Annotated in this window: 15 protein-coding genes and 1 pseudogene; 6 read left to right on the plus strand and 10 right to left on the minus strand. The window is 37.7% G+C overall.

The features are described 5' to 3' along the window. Positions 1 to 53: 53 nt before the first annotated feature. The 10 genes and pseudogenes from DWA30_RS06620 to DWA30_RS06665 form a co-directional block, all read right to left on the minus strand. A complete protein-coding gene (locus tag DWA30_RS06620; RefSeq protein ID WP_114491753.1) occupies positions 54 to 1,133 on the minus strand; it encodes a zinc-dependent alcohol dehydrogenase in 1,080 nt (359 codons plus the stop codon). A gap of 5 nt (positions 1,134 to 1,138) precedes the next feature. Next, positions 1,139 to 2,149, minus strand: a complete 1,011-nt coding sequence (locus DWA30_RS06625; RefSeq protein WP_114491754.1) for an alpha/beta fold hydrolase — start codon at positions 2,147 to 2,149, stop codon at positions 1,139 to 1,141. Between the two features lie 14 nt (positions 2,150 to 2,163). Next, positions 2,164 to 3,126 carry a 2-hydroxyacid dehydrogenase gene (locus DWA30_RS06630; protein WP_114491780.1) on the minus strand — a complete coding sequence of 321 codons (963 nt, stop codon included), beginning with the start codon at positions 3,124 to 3,126 and terminating at the stop codon, positions 2,164 to 2,166. Positions 3,127 to 3,147: 21 nt separating this feature from the next. Continuing rightward, positions 3,148 to 3,801: a DsbA family oxidoreductase gene (locus tag DWA30_RS06635; RefSeq protein WP_114491755.1), complete on the minus strand. Its 654-nt coding sequence runs from the start codon at positions 3,799 to 3,801 to the stop codon at positions 3,148 to 3,150. Between the two features lie 25 nt (positions 3,802 to 3,826). Continuing rightward, positions 3,827 to 4,636, minus strand: coding sequence for a DODA-type extradiol aromatic ring-opening family dioxygenase (locus DWA30_RS06640; protein ID WP_114491756.1), 810 nt, complete (start codon positions 4,634 to 4,636; stop codon positions 3,827 to 3,829). A 10-nt stretch (positions 4,637 to 4,646) separates the two neighbouring features. After that, positions 4,647 to 5,012, minus strand: coding sequence for a hypothetical protein (locus DWA30_RS13195; protein WP_136073171.1), 366 nt, complete (start codon positions 5,010 to 5,012; stop codon positions 4,647 to 4,649). Further along, positions 4,958 to 5,992 carry an aldo/keto reductase gene (locus DWA30_RS06650; protein WP_114491758.1) on the minus strand — a complete coding sequence of 345 codons (1,035 nt, stop codon included), beginning with the start codon at positions 5,990 to 5,992 and terminating at the stop codon, positions 4,958 to 4,960. Before DWA30_RS06650 ends, DWA30_RS13195 begins: the two co-directional genes overlap by 55 nt. 42 nt (positions 5,993 to 6,034) lie before the next feature. Next, positions 6,035 to 7,045 carry an LLM class flavin-dependent oxidoreductase gene (locus DWA30_RS06655; protein WP_114491759.1) on the minus strand — a complete coding sequence of 337 codons (1,011 nt, stop codon included), beginning with the start codon at positions 7,043 to 7,045 and terminating at the stop codon, positions 6,035 to 6,037. A gap of 104 nt (positions 7,046 to 7,149) precedes the next feature. Beyond that, positions 7,150 to 7,405: pseudogene (locus tag DWA30_RS06660) on the minus strand (transposase); the annotation flags it as partial. Position 7,406: 1 nt separating this feature from the next. Next, positions 7,407 to 7,808, minus strand: coding sequence for a DoxX family protein (locus tag DWA30_RS06665; RefSeq protein WP_114491760.1), 402 nt, complete (start codon positions 7,806 to 7,808; stop codon positions 7,407 to 7,409). A gap of 114 nt (positions 7,809 to 7,922) precedes the next feature. Here DWA30_RS06665 and DWA30_RS06670 point away from each other — a divergent pair, with 114 nt between their 5' ends. The 6 genes from DWA30_RS06670 to DWA30_RS06700 all read left to right on the plus strand — a co-directional run bounded on the left by DWA30_RS06670 (position 7,923) and on the right by DWA30_RS06700 (position 13,464). Beyond that, the gene (locus tag DWA30_RS06670; RefSeq protein WP_114491781.1) at positions 7,923 to 8,297 is read left to right on the plus strand and encodes a winged helix-turn-helix transcriptional regulator; all 375 of its coding nucleotides are present in this window, start codon (positions 7,923 to 7,925) and stop codon (positions 8,295 to 8,297) included. Between the two features lie 269 nt (positions 8,298 to 8,566). Next, a complete protein-coding gene (locus DWA30_RS06675) occupies positions 8,567 to 8,992 on the plus strand; it encodes a hotdog fold thioesterase (RefSeq protein ID WP_114491761.1) in 426 nt (141 codons plus the stop codon). A 338-nt stretch (positions 8,993 to 9,330) separates the two neighbouring features. Beyond that, on the plus strand, positions 9,331 to 10,098 hold the full coding sequence (locus DWA30_RS06680) for a DUF6577 family protein (protein ID WP_114491762.1): 768 nt from the start codon (positions 9,331 to 9,333) through the stop codon (positions 10,096 to 10,098). A 161-nt stretch (positions 10,099 to 10,259) separates the two neighbouring features. Beyond that, positions 10,260 to 11,195 (plus strand): nucleotidyl transferase AbiEii/AbiGii toxin family protein, encoded by a 936-nt coding sequence (locus DWA30_RS06685; protein WP_245933874.1) that lies wholly within the window; start codon positions 10,260 to 10,262, stop codon positions 11,193 to 11,195. A gap of 25 nt (positions 11,196 to 11,220) precedes the next feature. Next, positions 11,221 to 12,414, plus strand: coding sequence for a hypothetical protein (locus DWA30_RS13450; protein ID WP_245933871.1), 1,194 nt, complete (start codon positions 11,221 to 11,223; stop codon positions 12,412 to 12,414). Between the two features lie 705 nt (positions 12,415 to 13,119). After that, complete coding sequence (locus DWA30_RS06700) at positions 13,120 to 13,464, plus strand: single-stranded DNA-binding protein (RefSeq protein ID WP_114491763.1); 345 nt, start codon at positions 13,120 to 13,122, stop codon at positions 13,462 to 13,464. Position 13,465 lies beyond the last annotated feature (1 nt).

Below are 13,465 nucleotides of genomic sequence, written 5' to 3' on the forward strand. Positions count from 1 at the left end.
GAACCCGTTAGTTTTGTAGAAAATCTTTTAAATCAAACTAATCTCATCTGTTTTTACATTTTAACCAATACCGTGTTTAACCCACCGATCCTTGAACCTGCCAACTCAATTGCCTCGTTAATTTCTTCAAGTGCAAAAGCCTTTGTGTCTAAGAAATCAAGATTTAACCTTCCGGAATTAACCATGCTGATCATTTCATTCGCTTCATATGAATGTAGATAAAGCGACCCGGTAATATTAATTTCGGTTCCCAGCAAAAATGAATAAGGGACGGTTATATTTCCTGTTGCACCGCCAATGCAAACGGCTGTGCCACCTTTTTTTACAGCGAACAAACACTGGTGTGTGGAAGAAGTATCTACATAAGATAAACAATCCACAAACGATTCAGCGCCCTGCCCGTTGGTAAGTTCCTTTATTTTACCCGTCACTTCGCCATCCTGAAGTGAAAGTGTCTCAATAATGGCCGGCTCGATTTGCTTGATTTTTTCAAGCCTGTCTTTTTTATTGGCAATGGCAATTATTTTTGAAGCTCCCATCGCCAGAGCAAGCAGAACGGCACTTGTTCCTACAGTTCCTGTGGCGCCATTAATCAAAACGGTTGACCCGTAATGAACATGAGCTCTTTTTAAGGCATGAAACGCCGTTCCCAAATAGCCGAGACGTACCGCATGTTCAACCGGAAAATTTTCCGGCAAGGGAATGATGTTATATGAAGGCGCCTTGATATATTCTGCAAATCCGCCCTGGTATTCGTCCATCAAATGCACATTGTTTGGGTTAAATGTAAACATTCCCTGAAAAGCCATGGACTCGCTCAATCCTTCCCGTCCTTTCAAGGCAAACTCATCGGTCGGGTAATACAAGAGGGAATTAACCCAAACTTTTTGACCTTCTTTCAACCCTTTCACATGTTTGCCAAGTTTTGAGATGTTGCCTACTGCATCCGAACCTAAAATGGCTGGCAAAGTAGGGCGGACAAACGATCCGCCAGGTTGCGTAATATCTTTCATGGAAGGTGCGATAAAAGTGGCTTTTACTTCCACCAAAACATCTTCGTCCCTCAATTCTGGGATTGCAACCTCTTCAACCCGAAGAGGTTTTCCTAATTCAAATAAACGTGCTGCTTTCATAATTTTTATTTATTAATAAATTGTATCAATGGCGAAATAAACCTGTCAAATTGTTCAATGTGAGGCAAATGACCCACATTGTCAAGTTCAACCAATTTCGCGTTTGGAATTTTGTCTCTCGTACTTTTTCCAAGTTGGTTGTATAGTCCCATCGTTTTTCCCACCTCTTCGCTCACCAATGGCTTGCCCAATGCTGTCCTATCCCTTGTGCCTATAATCAACAAAGTAGGAGGTTTGATATTTCCAAACTCGTAGAGAACCGGTTGCGTAAAAATCATATCGAAGGTGAGGGCCGCGTTCCACGCAATTTTTGGATAATCAGAATTCAGTGTCCATCCGGCCAAAAGATCAACCCATTGGTCATACAAGGGGTTCCATTTACCATCGTAATAGTTTTCTAACTGGTAACTTTTAATTTTTTCATACGTCTGATCCAGCTCAACCTGATACCACCAGTCCACCGGTTTATAGGGAACTGTCTTTTTCCAGTCTTCTAACCCGATTGGGTTTTCCAAAATTAATTTTTCCGTTGCTTCAGGATACATTAACACAAAACGGGTAGCCAGCATCCCTCCCATGGAATGTCCCAATACACTGGTTCTTATGATGCCAAGATGGTCTAATAGAAGTTTTGTGTTGAGAGCCAATTGCTGAAATGTATAGTTGAAATTTTCGGGTTTCGACGACTTGCCAAAGCCTATCTGGTCGGGCACAATCACCCGGAAACCCTCTTGTGTCAATCTTTCAATAGTGGTTTTCCAATATGCGCCATTAAAATTTTTACCATGCAGCAAAACTATATTTTTCCCGTTATAGTTTGCCGGTTTAACATCCATGTAAGCCATTTTTAAATCCTGCTGTTGGATGTTCAGGTTAATGTAATCCACCTTGTATGGGTATTCGTAGTTAGCAAGCATTACATCCAGCCACTTTAAATCACTTTTCTGAGAAAAGGAAACAAGCGTAAAACCTAATAGTGCAATGGTTAATTTTATTTTTATGTTATCTATTGTCATATAGCTTGATTTTATTAATGGATCAGTCCGCTGACTTTTTCTCCCCGGATAAAAAGTTTAACATTATCGATAGCCTTTTCTGTCCCTATTATCATGGCATCCTCTACCATGGCCGAATTATGTGGCGAGCCCAGAATATTGGGCAGTTCAAAGAAAGGAAAATGAAGTTCAAACTTACCGTATTTAAAGGGCTCCACCCACCAGGCGTCTATACCGGCGTAAAAGTCGGGATGGGTTTTCAGGTGATCATATAATTCCTTCTCATTAATTATTTGTCCCCTTGCCACATTTACCAAAACGGCGTTTGGTTTCATTAAATCCAGTTTTTGTTTGTTGATTAAATTATTTGTCTGCTCATTAAGCGGGCAGGAAATAAGTAGGGAATCGGCATTTTTAAGTACAAAATCCAAATCGTTAAGGGTGCCGATAAACTCAACTTTTTCATTGGTCTTGCCTGTGGTATTGATGGCAAATACCTTCACCCCGAGCGGTTTCATCAAGTTTGCCGTAGCTTTCCCGATGGAACCAAAACCAATTATTCCCAGGACGGAACCCCTCATTGATTTGGTCGTGCTTTTTAGTTGATTAAATATTCCATCAGACAGGTGATTGTGATAGATTGACAATCTTTTGCTCAGGGCAAGTATCATTGCCAGGGCATGTTCCGCCATGGGTTCGGCATAGGCACCCTGGTTTGCAGCTATTTTCATGGAATCCGGGAAACGTTCCAGATTAACATGGTCGTATCCGGCGGAAAGAAGTTGCATAAATTTTACATTTTTGCAGGAAACCGCATGATTGTACAATCCTTCTTTCTCCGGATTCCAGGATAACAATATATCGGCAGTTGAAACAATATCCGCAATCATTTCCTTTGGACTATCTTCCAGGAAGACGGTTTCCAAACCGTTTCCTGAAAATTGTTTCATTAATTTCTTTTGTTCAGGAAATGTTTTAAATGTTATTACTATTTTCATAAGCATTTTTCTTTGGAAGCATTAGATTAATTTTCTAATCCATTCGTCTATAACGGCATAGGGTTGCGCCCCACTCAGTTTATGTTTACCATTGGCCACAATAGTGGGCACTGCATTTACTCCATACATACGTGCCTGCTGAAAATCTTCGTTTAGCGATTGCTTTACCTTCTCGCTGCCATAATCCTTTTCCCATTGTTCCACATCAAGCCCAATTTCTTTGGCACACATTTTCAGTGTATCAAAATCGGCAATGTTAAGGCAGTCGGTAAGATGTGCTTTTTGAACGCGGTCGAACATTCTGCCATGCACAAGGTTTCCACCTTGAAGTTCGGCAGCTTTGCATGCGGTCAAACCGGGAGTAGAAGAAGGATAATCGAAATCCCTGGACGCCATAAGATCAGGGTTCATTCTATGTTCATCATCATTGAGGTTGGCTTGACGCCAATGTTCTAATATCTCTTTCTTTCCCTGTTCTTTTGACCCAAATATTCGTTCTATTCCGTCTGTTGATGGAGCTAAAGCAAATGCCCGATGTACAATTGAAACATGTTCGGGAAATTGCTGCGCCAATTTTTTTAATCGGGGAGAAAAGGCATAACACCATGCACAAAGCACATCATGAAAAAACTCTATGGTTACGGGTTTGTTTTCTCCTGTTTTAATTTCTTCCATTTTATTTTACTTTCATTTTCATCCATTATCCAAACTTATATCCTGAAACTTTAATCCCCATGAGCAATCCCGAATAATCACGGGAGCCCTTATCAATGCCTGCAGCACCGGCAACTACAAACAGTGGGGCCAGATGTTCACTTCTTGGATGGCTTTCTCTTGCTTTTGGTGCATTCTTCCAGTTAATGAGCATTTCATTTCGTTTTTTGGCATCATTTATCTCAACTGTCTGGGTGAGCCAGTCGTCGAATTGTGTTGAACTACCTGCTGCCGAAGAACTTTCCGACATAAACCCGCGCATATTGTGGTAGCTCATTCCCGAACCGATAATCAACACACCTTCATTTCGTAAAGTTTCAAGTGCTTTTCCAAGGTTTATATGCGTTTCAGGGTCAAGGGAATTGATTAGCGAAAGCTGAACCACCGGAATATTGGCTTCAGGGAAAGCAATCATCAAAGGCACAAACGTTCCATGGTCAAAGCCTCTTTTATAGTCTCTTTTTGTTTTAAAACTGCTTGCTTTAAACAGATTTTCAATCCGTTCAGCCAATTCGGGATTACCGGGCGCTGGCCATTTTAAATGATATGTGGATTCAGGAAAACCATAATAATCATACAGCAAAGGTGGATTTGAACCGAATTGCAGCGTTGGCAAATCCTCTTCCCAATGTCCTGAAACAACAAGTATCGCGTTTATCTTTTGACTGTATTGCTCACCAAAATTTTTAAGGTATTCCCTTAATTGACCATAGCCAATAGGGTCACCCATGGCATTTTTTATTACATGCCACGGACCTCCACCATGAGGTATAAAATGTACGGGTAACTTTCCCATTCTGTTTCGCTTATTTTCTTATCGCTTTCAGTGCGGTTCCCCAGCTAATTAGCGGGTCGAGCATCGTTTTTAAATTGTTTTCGTTCATTGCAGCAGGTTTAAAACCGCTGAAGATTTTATCAAAATAATATTGTACATCTATGTAATTCTGTTGCTTGCCTAAAACAGATGAATCCAAGTACAAGCTCATGTCATAAGGTTTTAAATTTTGAAATTCATCTTGAATATTCCTGTTATTCATTTTACGCCAGTGATTTGTTTCAATTAATGAATACCCCAAGGCAAGGACTCGGGGGGATTCGGTTAGCCAAACAATTACAATTAAAAGAAATTTTCCGTACTGGTTCTGTCCATATAAGTGAATTGCAACATCCAATGTGGATAAATTGGGTCTAATTTACTCAATTCGTCCAGTTGGCTTACTTCCTCGGCACTCATTTCCCATTCGGTTGCTTTCAGGTTATCTTCCAATTGGTGTGGTTTGGTGGCACCAACCAAGACAGAAGAAACCACCGGTTTTCTGAGCAGGTAATTTAATGCTGCCTGTGCAATGCTCGCGTTGTGGTTGTTGGCAATTTTTTCCAGGGCATCTACAATAGCATAGCCTTTTTCTGTATCTATGGGGATAAAGTTTTGTTCTTCTTCTCTGGTTCTTCTGGAATCTTCGGGCATGGGCTTATCCTTCCTATATTTTCCTGTCAAGAAACCACCTCCCAGCGGCGACCATGGGGTCAACCCCAAACCTTGGTCTTCGAGCAGCGGGGTCAATTCATATTCCACATCTCTGGAAATCAAAGAATAGATGGCCTGCAGGGATACAAATTTTTCAAAATGATTTTCTTTCGATACTGCCAAAGCTTTCATTAACTGCCATGCCGTGAAATTACTGGCGCCAATGTACCTCACTTTTCCCTGGTGCACCAAATCCGATAGAGCACCCAAAGTTTCCTCAAGCGGGGTAATAGGATCAAAACTGTGCATCACATAAAGGTCGATGTAGTCTGTGCCTAATCTCTTCAGGCTATTATTACAGCTCTCAATAATGTGTTTGCGAGACAGGCCCACATCGTTGATGTCCTTGCTCATCCGTCCCCTTACTTTGGTGGCAAGCACTACTTCGTTGCGTTTCTCTTTTAGTGCCTTGCCCAGAATTTCTTCAGATTGACCGTGGGAATATACATCTGCCGTGTCGAAAAAGTTAATGCCGGCATCAAGAGCCATATCCACAATTTTTTTGCTGGCTGGGTAATCCAGATTACCGACTACTTTCCAGTAGCCCTCGCCGCCAAAACTCATGGCTCCCAAGCAAAGTTCCGATACCATCAAACCTGATTTTCCTAATTGTCTGTACTTCATGTTTTTTTGTTTTTTAGTGTTAATTGTTTAAAATGAGTAGATTTATATAGCAGGCTTTAACTCAAATGCGTTTGCCAATAATTCAAATGATTTCCTGCGCGCTCCATAATCAACAGACATGGAGGTAACCATAATTTCATCGGTTCCAAAATCGTTTGATAATTTAATGAGCTGTTCTTTCACATCATCGGTCGTTCCCGAAATGATGCGCCCTTTGTTTCTGTCTATTATTTGTTGCTCCAGGGAGGAGAAACGATAATTCTTGATATGGTTTGCATCTTTAAAATTATTGAAATTGCCCTTTTCAAATTGCAAAAAAACAAAATCAATAAACTTCCGCATTTCGTTTGCTTTTTCTTCGGTTTCGGCACAAACCATCTGAATGGCGACCATTACCTGAGGTTCAGTATTTTCGATTGATGGTTTAAAGTTTTTCCGGTATGTTTCTGCCACTTCGGGACTGACAAAACCGTTTATAAATTTGGCAATGCTTAGACCCATCCCAAATTTAGCGGCAATTAAACTGCTTCCCCCGCTTGAACTCAATATCCATTGTGACGGGATTGTTGTTGATTGTGGCGTTGCAAGTAAGGAACCTTGTCTTGTGGCTGCGGTATCACGAAAAAAATGCTGCATATATTCCAACTGTTGCAAATAACTTGCTTCGCTAAAATCATTGGAAGGGTTAAGAATTGAAGAGGTAACCCTATCGGTGCCCGGAGCCCGTCCAATGCCTAAATCAATGCGGTTAGGGAAAAGAACTTCGAGCATTCTGAAATTTTCAACAACCTTCAAAGCACTGTGGTTAGGCAGCATAATGCCTCCTGATCCAATACGGATGGAGCTGGTTTCACCGGCCAGCTTCACCATCAGCACTTCGGGTGTAGAACCGGCAATGAGTGCAGAGTTATGGTGTTCAGATACCCAAAAGCGGCTATAGCCTAAATTTTCGGCCAGTTTAACCGTTGCAACTGTTTCATTGATGGCTTCTTTGGCGTTGCCATCAGGCTTAATGACCGATTGATCGAGTATGCTTAATTTGATTTCCCCCATCTTATTATTTAATCAATATAATATACGTTAATTGGTTCCATAACATTTGTGATTATTAACTATTTCATCATCTGACAGTTTAGACAGGTTACCGTACCTCTTATTCAGACACAAATATATGTTTCTTTGAAAATAGATTTGTTCAAATATCGTATGGTTGTAAGGGTTGTGATCTTGACCAAAACCCTCGTTTTAAACCCTTGAAAAGTTTTGGCGTAATTGCGCCCTATCATAAAACTGGCCACAAAGTTGGGAAAACAACGTTTCGATCCTTTTTCTATATTTTTTGAGGGGATAGAATTGTGGTTTCTAGTCCTTTTGGTTTTTTCTCTTGGGTGTCTCCACTTTTATGTTCACATATTTATTTGTTTAGGCTTTCCTTTTTTTCACTTTTTATGATTGGTTGATATTTATTCCAGTTGGCAACAATAACCCAAATATTAATTGCGAATAATATTAATGCGATTCCAATACCAGCTAGGTCGTGTACTAAATGATGGACAATTATCCCAACCATAACAGGAAGAAGAACTAAGGCTCCCAGTGCTCTTGTTTTCGGGATCGCTATTAAAGCACCTCCAATGATTTCAATAATTGCCACAAGCGGAAAAATCCATTTTATTGTCATAAATGCTCCTATAATTTGCATCATTTCTTCAGACATTTCAGGCATAGGCATATAGTTGAAGAATTTATTTAACCCTGAATTAATCATCATTAACCCGAATAGGATACATAATACTGTAAGAATCTTGTTTTTCATTTTTAGATGGTTTTTGGTTAATAGTACATCAAATTTAACTATTTTTGATTACCGTTGGTAATCAGTTACCTTTTAGTAACCAGTTACCTTAAGGTAATCATTAAATTAAATGAGATGAAAAAAAAAGAACACAAAGAGTGTATGTCCGCTTTGTTACCGGTAAGGGACACTTTAGATATAATAGGTGGGAAATGGAAACTTTTAATTCTAATTTCGATTTGGGAAGGAAACAAGCACTTTAGAGAGATAGAACGGAGTATTCCAAAGTTAAGTACCAAAGTTTTGTCAAAGGAATTGAAAGATATGGAAGAAAATCAGTTGATTATTAGAACTGTTTTAAATGGCTTCCCTGTCCGAACACAATATACCCCTACAGAACATTCCAAAACGCTGAAAAAAGTTATTTTAGAATTGCAAAATTGGGGTATCAATCATAGAAAGGAAATCTTTGGAGATACGTCTGAAAAAGATAATTCAATTCGTGTGTAGTAAGAGTTCTGGTCATATTATTGTTAATTGGTTTATTTAATTTTCTATAACCTGCGTAAAAACATTACAGATGAAAAAACAAGTAACAATTTAGGGCTGCACAAGCAAAAGACGTAGCGTTTCAATTTGGAATAGGGGATCGTTTTTGTATCGACTGGAAAAGAGGGTTTCATCCACTAATAAGTTGACTAAAAGAATTGATATGTAACCAAAATAAGTGATTTAAAAAATCGCCATATTAGAAAAACTTAAATATAATGACAAAATAAATGATTGAAAAAAACATAAATTTTTTAAAAAAGACAATTGAAGATGGTATCCCAATCCACAAATTTTTAGGATTAAAATTATTGATTCTTGAAAAAGGTTTTGTAAAAGTAAGTGTTCCTTTTAGGGATGAAGTCGTAGGAGATATTAGAAAAAACAGATGGCACGGTGGTATTATTGCCACAATAATGGACTCTGTAGGGGGAATGGCAGGCGGCACTCATTTTACATCTTTTGAAGATAAACTAGCAACTATTGATTTAAGAATAGATTATCTAAAAGGAGCAGAAGCACTACCCATAATTGTGGAAGGTAAAATCGTTAGATTAGGTAATAGAATACTTGTAACAAAAATGAAAGCCTTCCAAAACGATGAGTTAATAGCAGAAGGAAAAGGCGTCTATAATTTTATACGAATAGATAAATAAGATAGTAGTTACTCGTAAAAGTAAATGAAAAGATTGACCAATTAGAAAAACTTCTTCAAATAAGTTAAATCAACAATTTAAACCCACTCAGTAAATTCCCCTGCATTTCCCATAAAACTACATTTTAGAAAAAGAGTTTATTTAGAAAAATCTTTGACAGAACTCTAAAAGCTTACGATTTCTATAATGTCAATCCTACCAGTAACTACTCATATTGTAAGGTTTCCTAGATACTACTCAATTCAAATATTTACCACTTTGTAGATATAGTGGCAATAATTAGATTTCAAATATTTACCACTTTTTTGTATATTTGGCAAAGTTTTGATACGACAATTATGCCAAAAGTTATAGAAAATAGACTTATAGAAGCATTTAAAGGACGTAGTTCGTTTGATAGGGACGAGCTATTTCAATTCTATTCAGACTTCGAGCCAGACTTGAAGGAAAGCACCTTTAGTTGGCGAATATATGACCTGAAGAAAAAGGACATTATTAAGACTATTGGGCGTGGGCTTTATGTGATTTCATATAAACCAAAATACAAGCCCAATCTAACAGAAAGCATCCTCAAAATAATCCGAAAAACAAATGACAGATATGAGGATATCATATATTGTGTATGGGAAAACCAATGGCTCAATGAATTTACGCAGCACCAGACATCCAATCAAATGATTATTGTGGAAGTGGAAAAAGAATTTACCGAATCACTTTATTATTATCTCAATGATTCTTTGCGTATGGATTTTTTCCTGAATCCAGATGAAAAGGAAATTGAGTTTTATATTTCTGAAAGTACTGTTCCGGTAGTCATAAAACGTCTTGTTACAAGAGCACCAATAAGTAAACTGAGAGACAAAAAAAACACAGTTCCTGTTGCTACACTTGAAAAGATAATGGTGGACTTGTTTGCAGATGAAAACCTATTTCATTTTTACCAAGGTTCAGAACTTGTCAATATATACGAAAAGATTCTAGAACGATACAGTATTAATTTCACAAAACTCTTTAGTTATGCGAAAAGGCGCAAAAAAGAGCAAGAAATAAAGCAATTTATGAATAACCACTTACCATATATTTTAGAGGATATAATCAATGATTGAAAATACAAGTTTTACAAAAGAATGGCTAGATTCTTTCAAAACAAAAAAAGAGCATAGAAATATTAACGTGACCATTCTGGAAAAAATGGTTCACGCGCTTTCCTTGTTAGAACATCTAAAGTTAGCAGGACTCGATTTTGTCTTTAAAGGCGGAACATCCCTTGTACTTTTACTTAAAAGAGGGCAATCGGTTTTCAATAGATATCGATATTATTTCGAGTGTAAAGCGTGAACCATTGGAAACGATTCTTGATGCAGTTGTTGCCAATTCACATTTTAAAAGCCACACTTTAAACGAGCGTCGAAGTTACAAAGAAGGCGTTCCAAAGGCACATTACACTTTTGAATTTGATTCGGTTTATAACCCGAACGTTCCAGGAACGATTCTTCTGGATATTCTTTTTGACAGCGCACACTATCCAGAGCTTATAGAATCCGCAGTTGACATTTCTTGGATATCGATTGCTGAACCTATAACTTCAGTTACCACACCTTCCATAAACGCAATCTGTGGCGACAAGCTTACTGCATTTGCGCCAGAAACAGTTGGTATTCCATATTACAAGGGCGACGGGTTATTTACAATGGAAATTTGTAAGCAATTATTCGATTTAGGCAAGTTGTTTGAGAATATTACAGATATGACAATTGTTAAGGCAAGCTTTTCCGCTTTCGCGAAAGCGGAACTATCCTATCGCAGTTCTGACAAAAATTTCAATAAAAGAAATCTAACAGAAACAGATGTGCTTTGGGATGCCATAAATACCTGTGCGATTCTCGCAAGACGGGAACGAAACTTAACTGATAAAACAAAAACGAAGTTTGCCGATTTGAATTTGGGCATACGCAGTTTCGGTAGTGCATTTTTAATGACAGGAAATTTCAGAATAGAAGAAGCACTCGCTGCTTCCGCCAGAGTAGCTTATTTGAATGCTATATTGTTACAAGATGAGATAATAGAAATCGAATATTACGAAGGACAAGACCTAAGCAAGCTCCCTATTGAAAAAGCAGATTGGACGTTCCTAAACAAAATGAAACGACAACCAGATAAATCTATATTTTATTATTGGTTTAAGGCTGTGGAGCTATTATGAGATAAAATGAATTAATTAAGATTTAATGACACCATCAGAAAAATATGTAGCCAATTTATGTAAGAAATCTTTTTTACCATTTTGGAGCTTCCCAAATCCTTTGGGCAAAAAAGACAAGGAATTATGTGATGTACTTGTTGTTTGTGGTAAAACAATCATTTTAATTTCTGTAAATGACATCAAAGTCTCAAATCACAAAGACAAGACAATTCAATATACAAGATGGGTCAAAAAGGCTGTGGAAGACTCAATTAAACAACTTTATGGAGCAGAAAGATTTTTAAAAAATGTTGACCAAGTAAAATTAAAAAACCGTGTTACAAAAATTACTCTACCAGATAGAAAAAAACGGACTATTTATAGAATCGCAATCGCATTTGGAAGTGATTATGATTTTCCATTACCAATGGGAATGAATAAAAGAGGCTTTGTTCACGTATTCGATGAAAAATCGACTGCAACAATTATTAGTGAACTTGATACTATAACTGATTTCACAAGATATTTAATAGCAAAAGAAAACTTTCTTGTGTCAAACCATCTGTTGCTTCCAGAAGAAACCGATTTTTTTGCGCTTTATATTCAAACTGGTCTTGAATTTGACTTTCCAGTTGACACAATAGCTAGTGATGGTGGATTGTGGGAAAGTTATATTGAGTCCGAAGGTTATGGCGATTGGAAAAAACGTATTGTACCAAGTTTTATCTGGGATTATATGATAACGCAATTACATACGTATCATATTAAAGACGAAACAGACAGTCAAGAACTTCAAGATTTAGAAAATGCAATACGGATAATAAACCAAGAAGATAGAGTACATAGAGCCGAGTTAGGTTTAGCTCTTGACGATGCTATCAATAGGAAGTCAAAAGGAAGAATGTTACTTCCACAGAAAGATGCCAAACATATGTACGTTTTGATGTCTCTAACTCAAAAAAATTGGGACTTAAAGGAAGATGAATTAGAGTTAAGATGCATAGTTGCTCGGTACCTAAATCCCTCTATTAATACGGTCATAGGAATAGGCATTGGGTCGAACGGGAAAGACGATAGCGTGTATGACATTTGTTATCATCACATTCCTGAACTAACTGATGATTTTATTAAGCAAGCTAAAGAAATTCAGCAAGAGCTTGGATATTTTGAAAACCCAAAACAGTCCAGTAATTCAGAATATTCAACAAAGGATTTTAATGGTTTTGGAATCAATTATTAATTTGACTAATCTTCTTCAAATTACCGTTTAGCCCATTCGCTTACATTCCGCAAAAAGCTTCATTTCAGGAAAAGAGCTTCACCACACAAGTCTTGGACACAATCCCCAATTTTAGCTTTCCATTTCGTTAACCCTTTCCGCTATGCTGGGAAGGAACACTTCATTTCCTAACCAAAATTGTGAATCAAGTCCGCTTTTCAACGGAAAGTCATCACTCCGGTTTTCTTAACAGGATTTTCGGCGTGGTCTTCTTGAGTCCTCACTCGAAAATTCTTAAAAACCGAACCGCTGCCTTACACATTTTAAGGTGTTTATAATGGATAAAGCCTTTATTGTTTTTCGGGGCGTCGAAAAACAGGCACGACATAACCAATTCTAATATAAACACAGTTACTTATTTCGCTTAACTGTCGGTACGCTCAAACGCAACTGCGTTTAAAAGAATTGCTAATGCCCTTATGGAACTTGTAAAGACCATACAAGTTTTAGTGAAAAATAATGTTTCTACTTCCTTGAAAACCCAAGGGTTTTACTACGTCGCAAACACACCTGATTTATTCCCGAAAAGTCTTGACAAAACCCACTCTATCCATTGTGCGGTGCACAGAAGAAAAGAACAAACACCCCTTAAAATTTAATTCAGTTTAAATCAAATAGGGGAAATATAAACCAGTCTGTAACAAAGCAGACACAAAACTTTTTATTATGAGTACTATTAAAAATCACGTACAGTTAATTGGAAACGTTGGACAAGAACCAACAATCACAGAACTTGAAAGCGGAAAGGAAGTAGCCCGTTTTTCACTTGCAACGAATGAGTATTACAAGGACAAAGAAGGCAACAAGCAAACGGACACGAATTGGCATACCGTAGTAGCTTGGGGTAAAACTGCTGAAATTGTAGAGAAGTATGTTGTAAAAGGCAAGGAAGTTGGAATATCGGGAAAACTTAAAACCAGAAGTTATACAAATGATGATAACGAACAACGTTATGTTACGGAAGTTGTAGCCGATGAAATTCTATTACTTGGAAGCAAAGTCGACAAGTAAA

Origin of the sequence: Candidatus Ulvibacter alkanivorans (assembly GCF_003333325.1) — a bacterium.
In the GTDB taxonomy this organism is placed as follows: Bacteria; Bacteroidota; Bacteroidia; order Flavobacteriales; family Flavobacteriaceae; genus Ulvibacter_A; species Ulvibacter_A alkanivorans.

Bases quoted from the DNA above. Each gene is read 5' to 3' on its own strand.
- DWA30_RS06670 (WP_114491781.1), top strand. From the start codon at position 7,923: ATGAAAAAAAAAGAACACAAAGAGTGTATGTCCGCTTTGTTACCGGTA.
- DWA30_RS06625 (WP_114491754.1), bottom strand. From the start codon at position 2,149: ATGACAATAGATAACATAAAAATAAAATTAACCATTGCACTATTAGGT.
- DWA30_RS06650 (WP_114491758.1), bottom strand. From the start codon at position 5,992: ATGAAGTACAGACAATTAGGAAAATCAGGTTTGATGGTATCGGAACTT.
- DWA30_RS06620 (WP_114491753.1), bottom strand. From the start codon at position 1,133: ATGAAAGCAGCACGTTTATTTGAATTAGGAAAACCTCTTCGGGTTGAA.
- DWA30_RS06700 (WP_114491763.1), top strand. From the start codon at position 13,120: ATGAGTACTATTAAAAATCACGTACAGTTAATTGGAAACGTTGGACAA.
- DWA30_RS06665 (WP_114491760.1), bottom strand. From the start codon at position 7,808: ATGAAAAACAAGATTCTTACAGTATTATGTATCCTATTCGGGTTAATG.
- DWA30_RS06675 (WP_114491761.1), top strand. From the start codon at position 8,567: ATGATTGAAAAAAACATAAATTTTTTAAAAAAGACAATTGAAGATGGT.
- DWA30_RS06630 (WP_114491780.1), bottom strand. From the start codon at position 3,126: ATGAAAATAGTAATAACATTTAAAACATTTCCTGAACAAAAGAAATTA.
- DWA30_RS06640 (WP_114491756.1), bottom strand. From the start codon at position 4,636: ATGGGAAAGTTACCCGTACATTTTATACCTCATGGTGGAGGTCCGTGG.
- DWA30_RS06680 (WP_114491762.1), top strand. From the start codon at position 9,331: ATGCCAAAAGTTATAGAAAATAGACTTATAGAAGCATTTAAAGGACGT.
- DWA30_RS13450 (WP_245933871.1), top strand. From the start codon at position 11,221: ATGACACCATCAGAAAAATATGTAGCCAATTTATGTAAGAAATCTTTT.
- DWA30_RS06635 (WP_114491755.1), bottom strand. From the start codon at position 3,801: ATGGAAGAAATTAAAACAGGAGAAAACAAACCCGTAACCATAGAGTTT.
- DWA30_RS06655 (WP_114491759.1), bottom strand. From the start codon at position 7,045: ATGGGGGAAATCAAATTAAGCATACTCGATCAATCGGTCATTAAGCCT.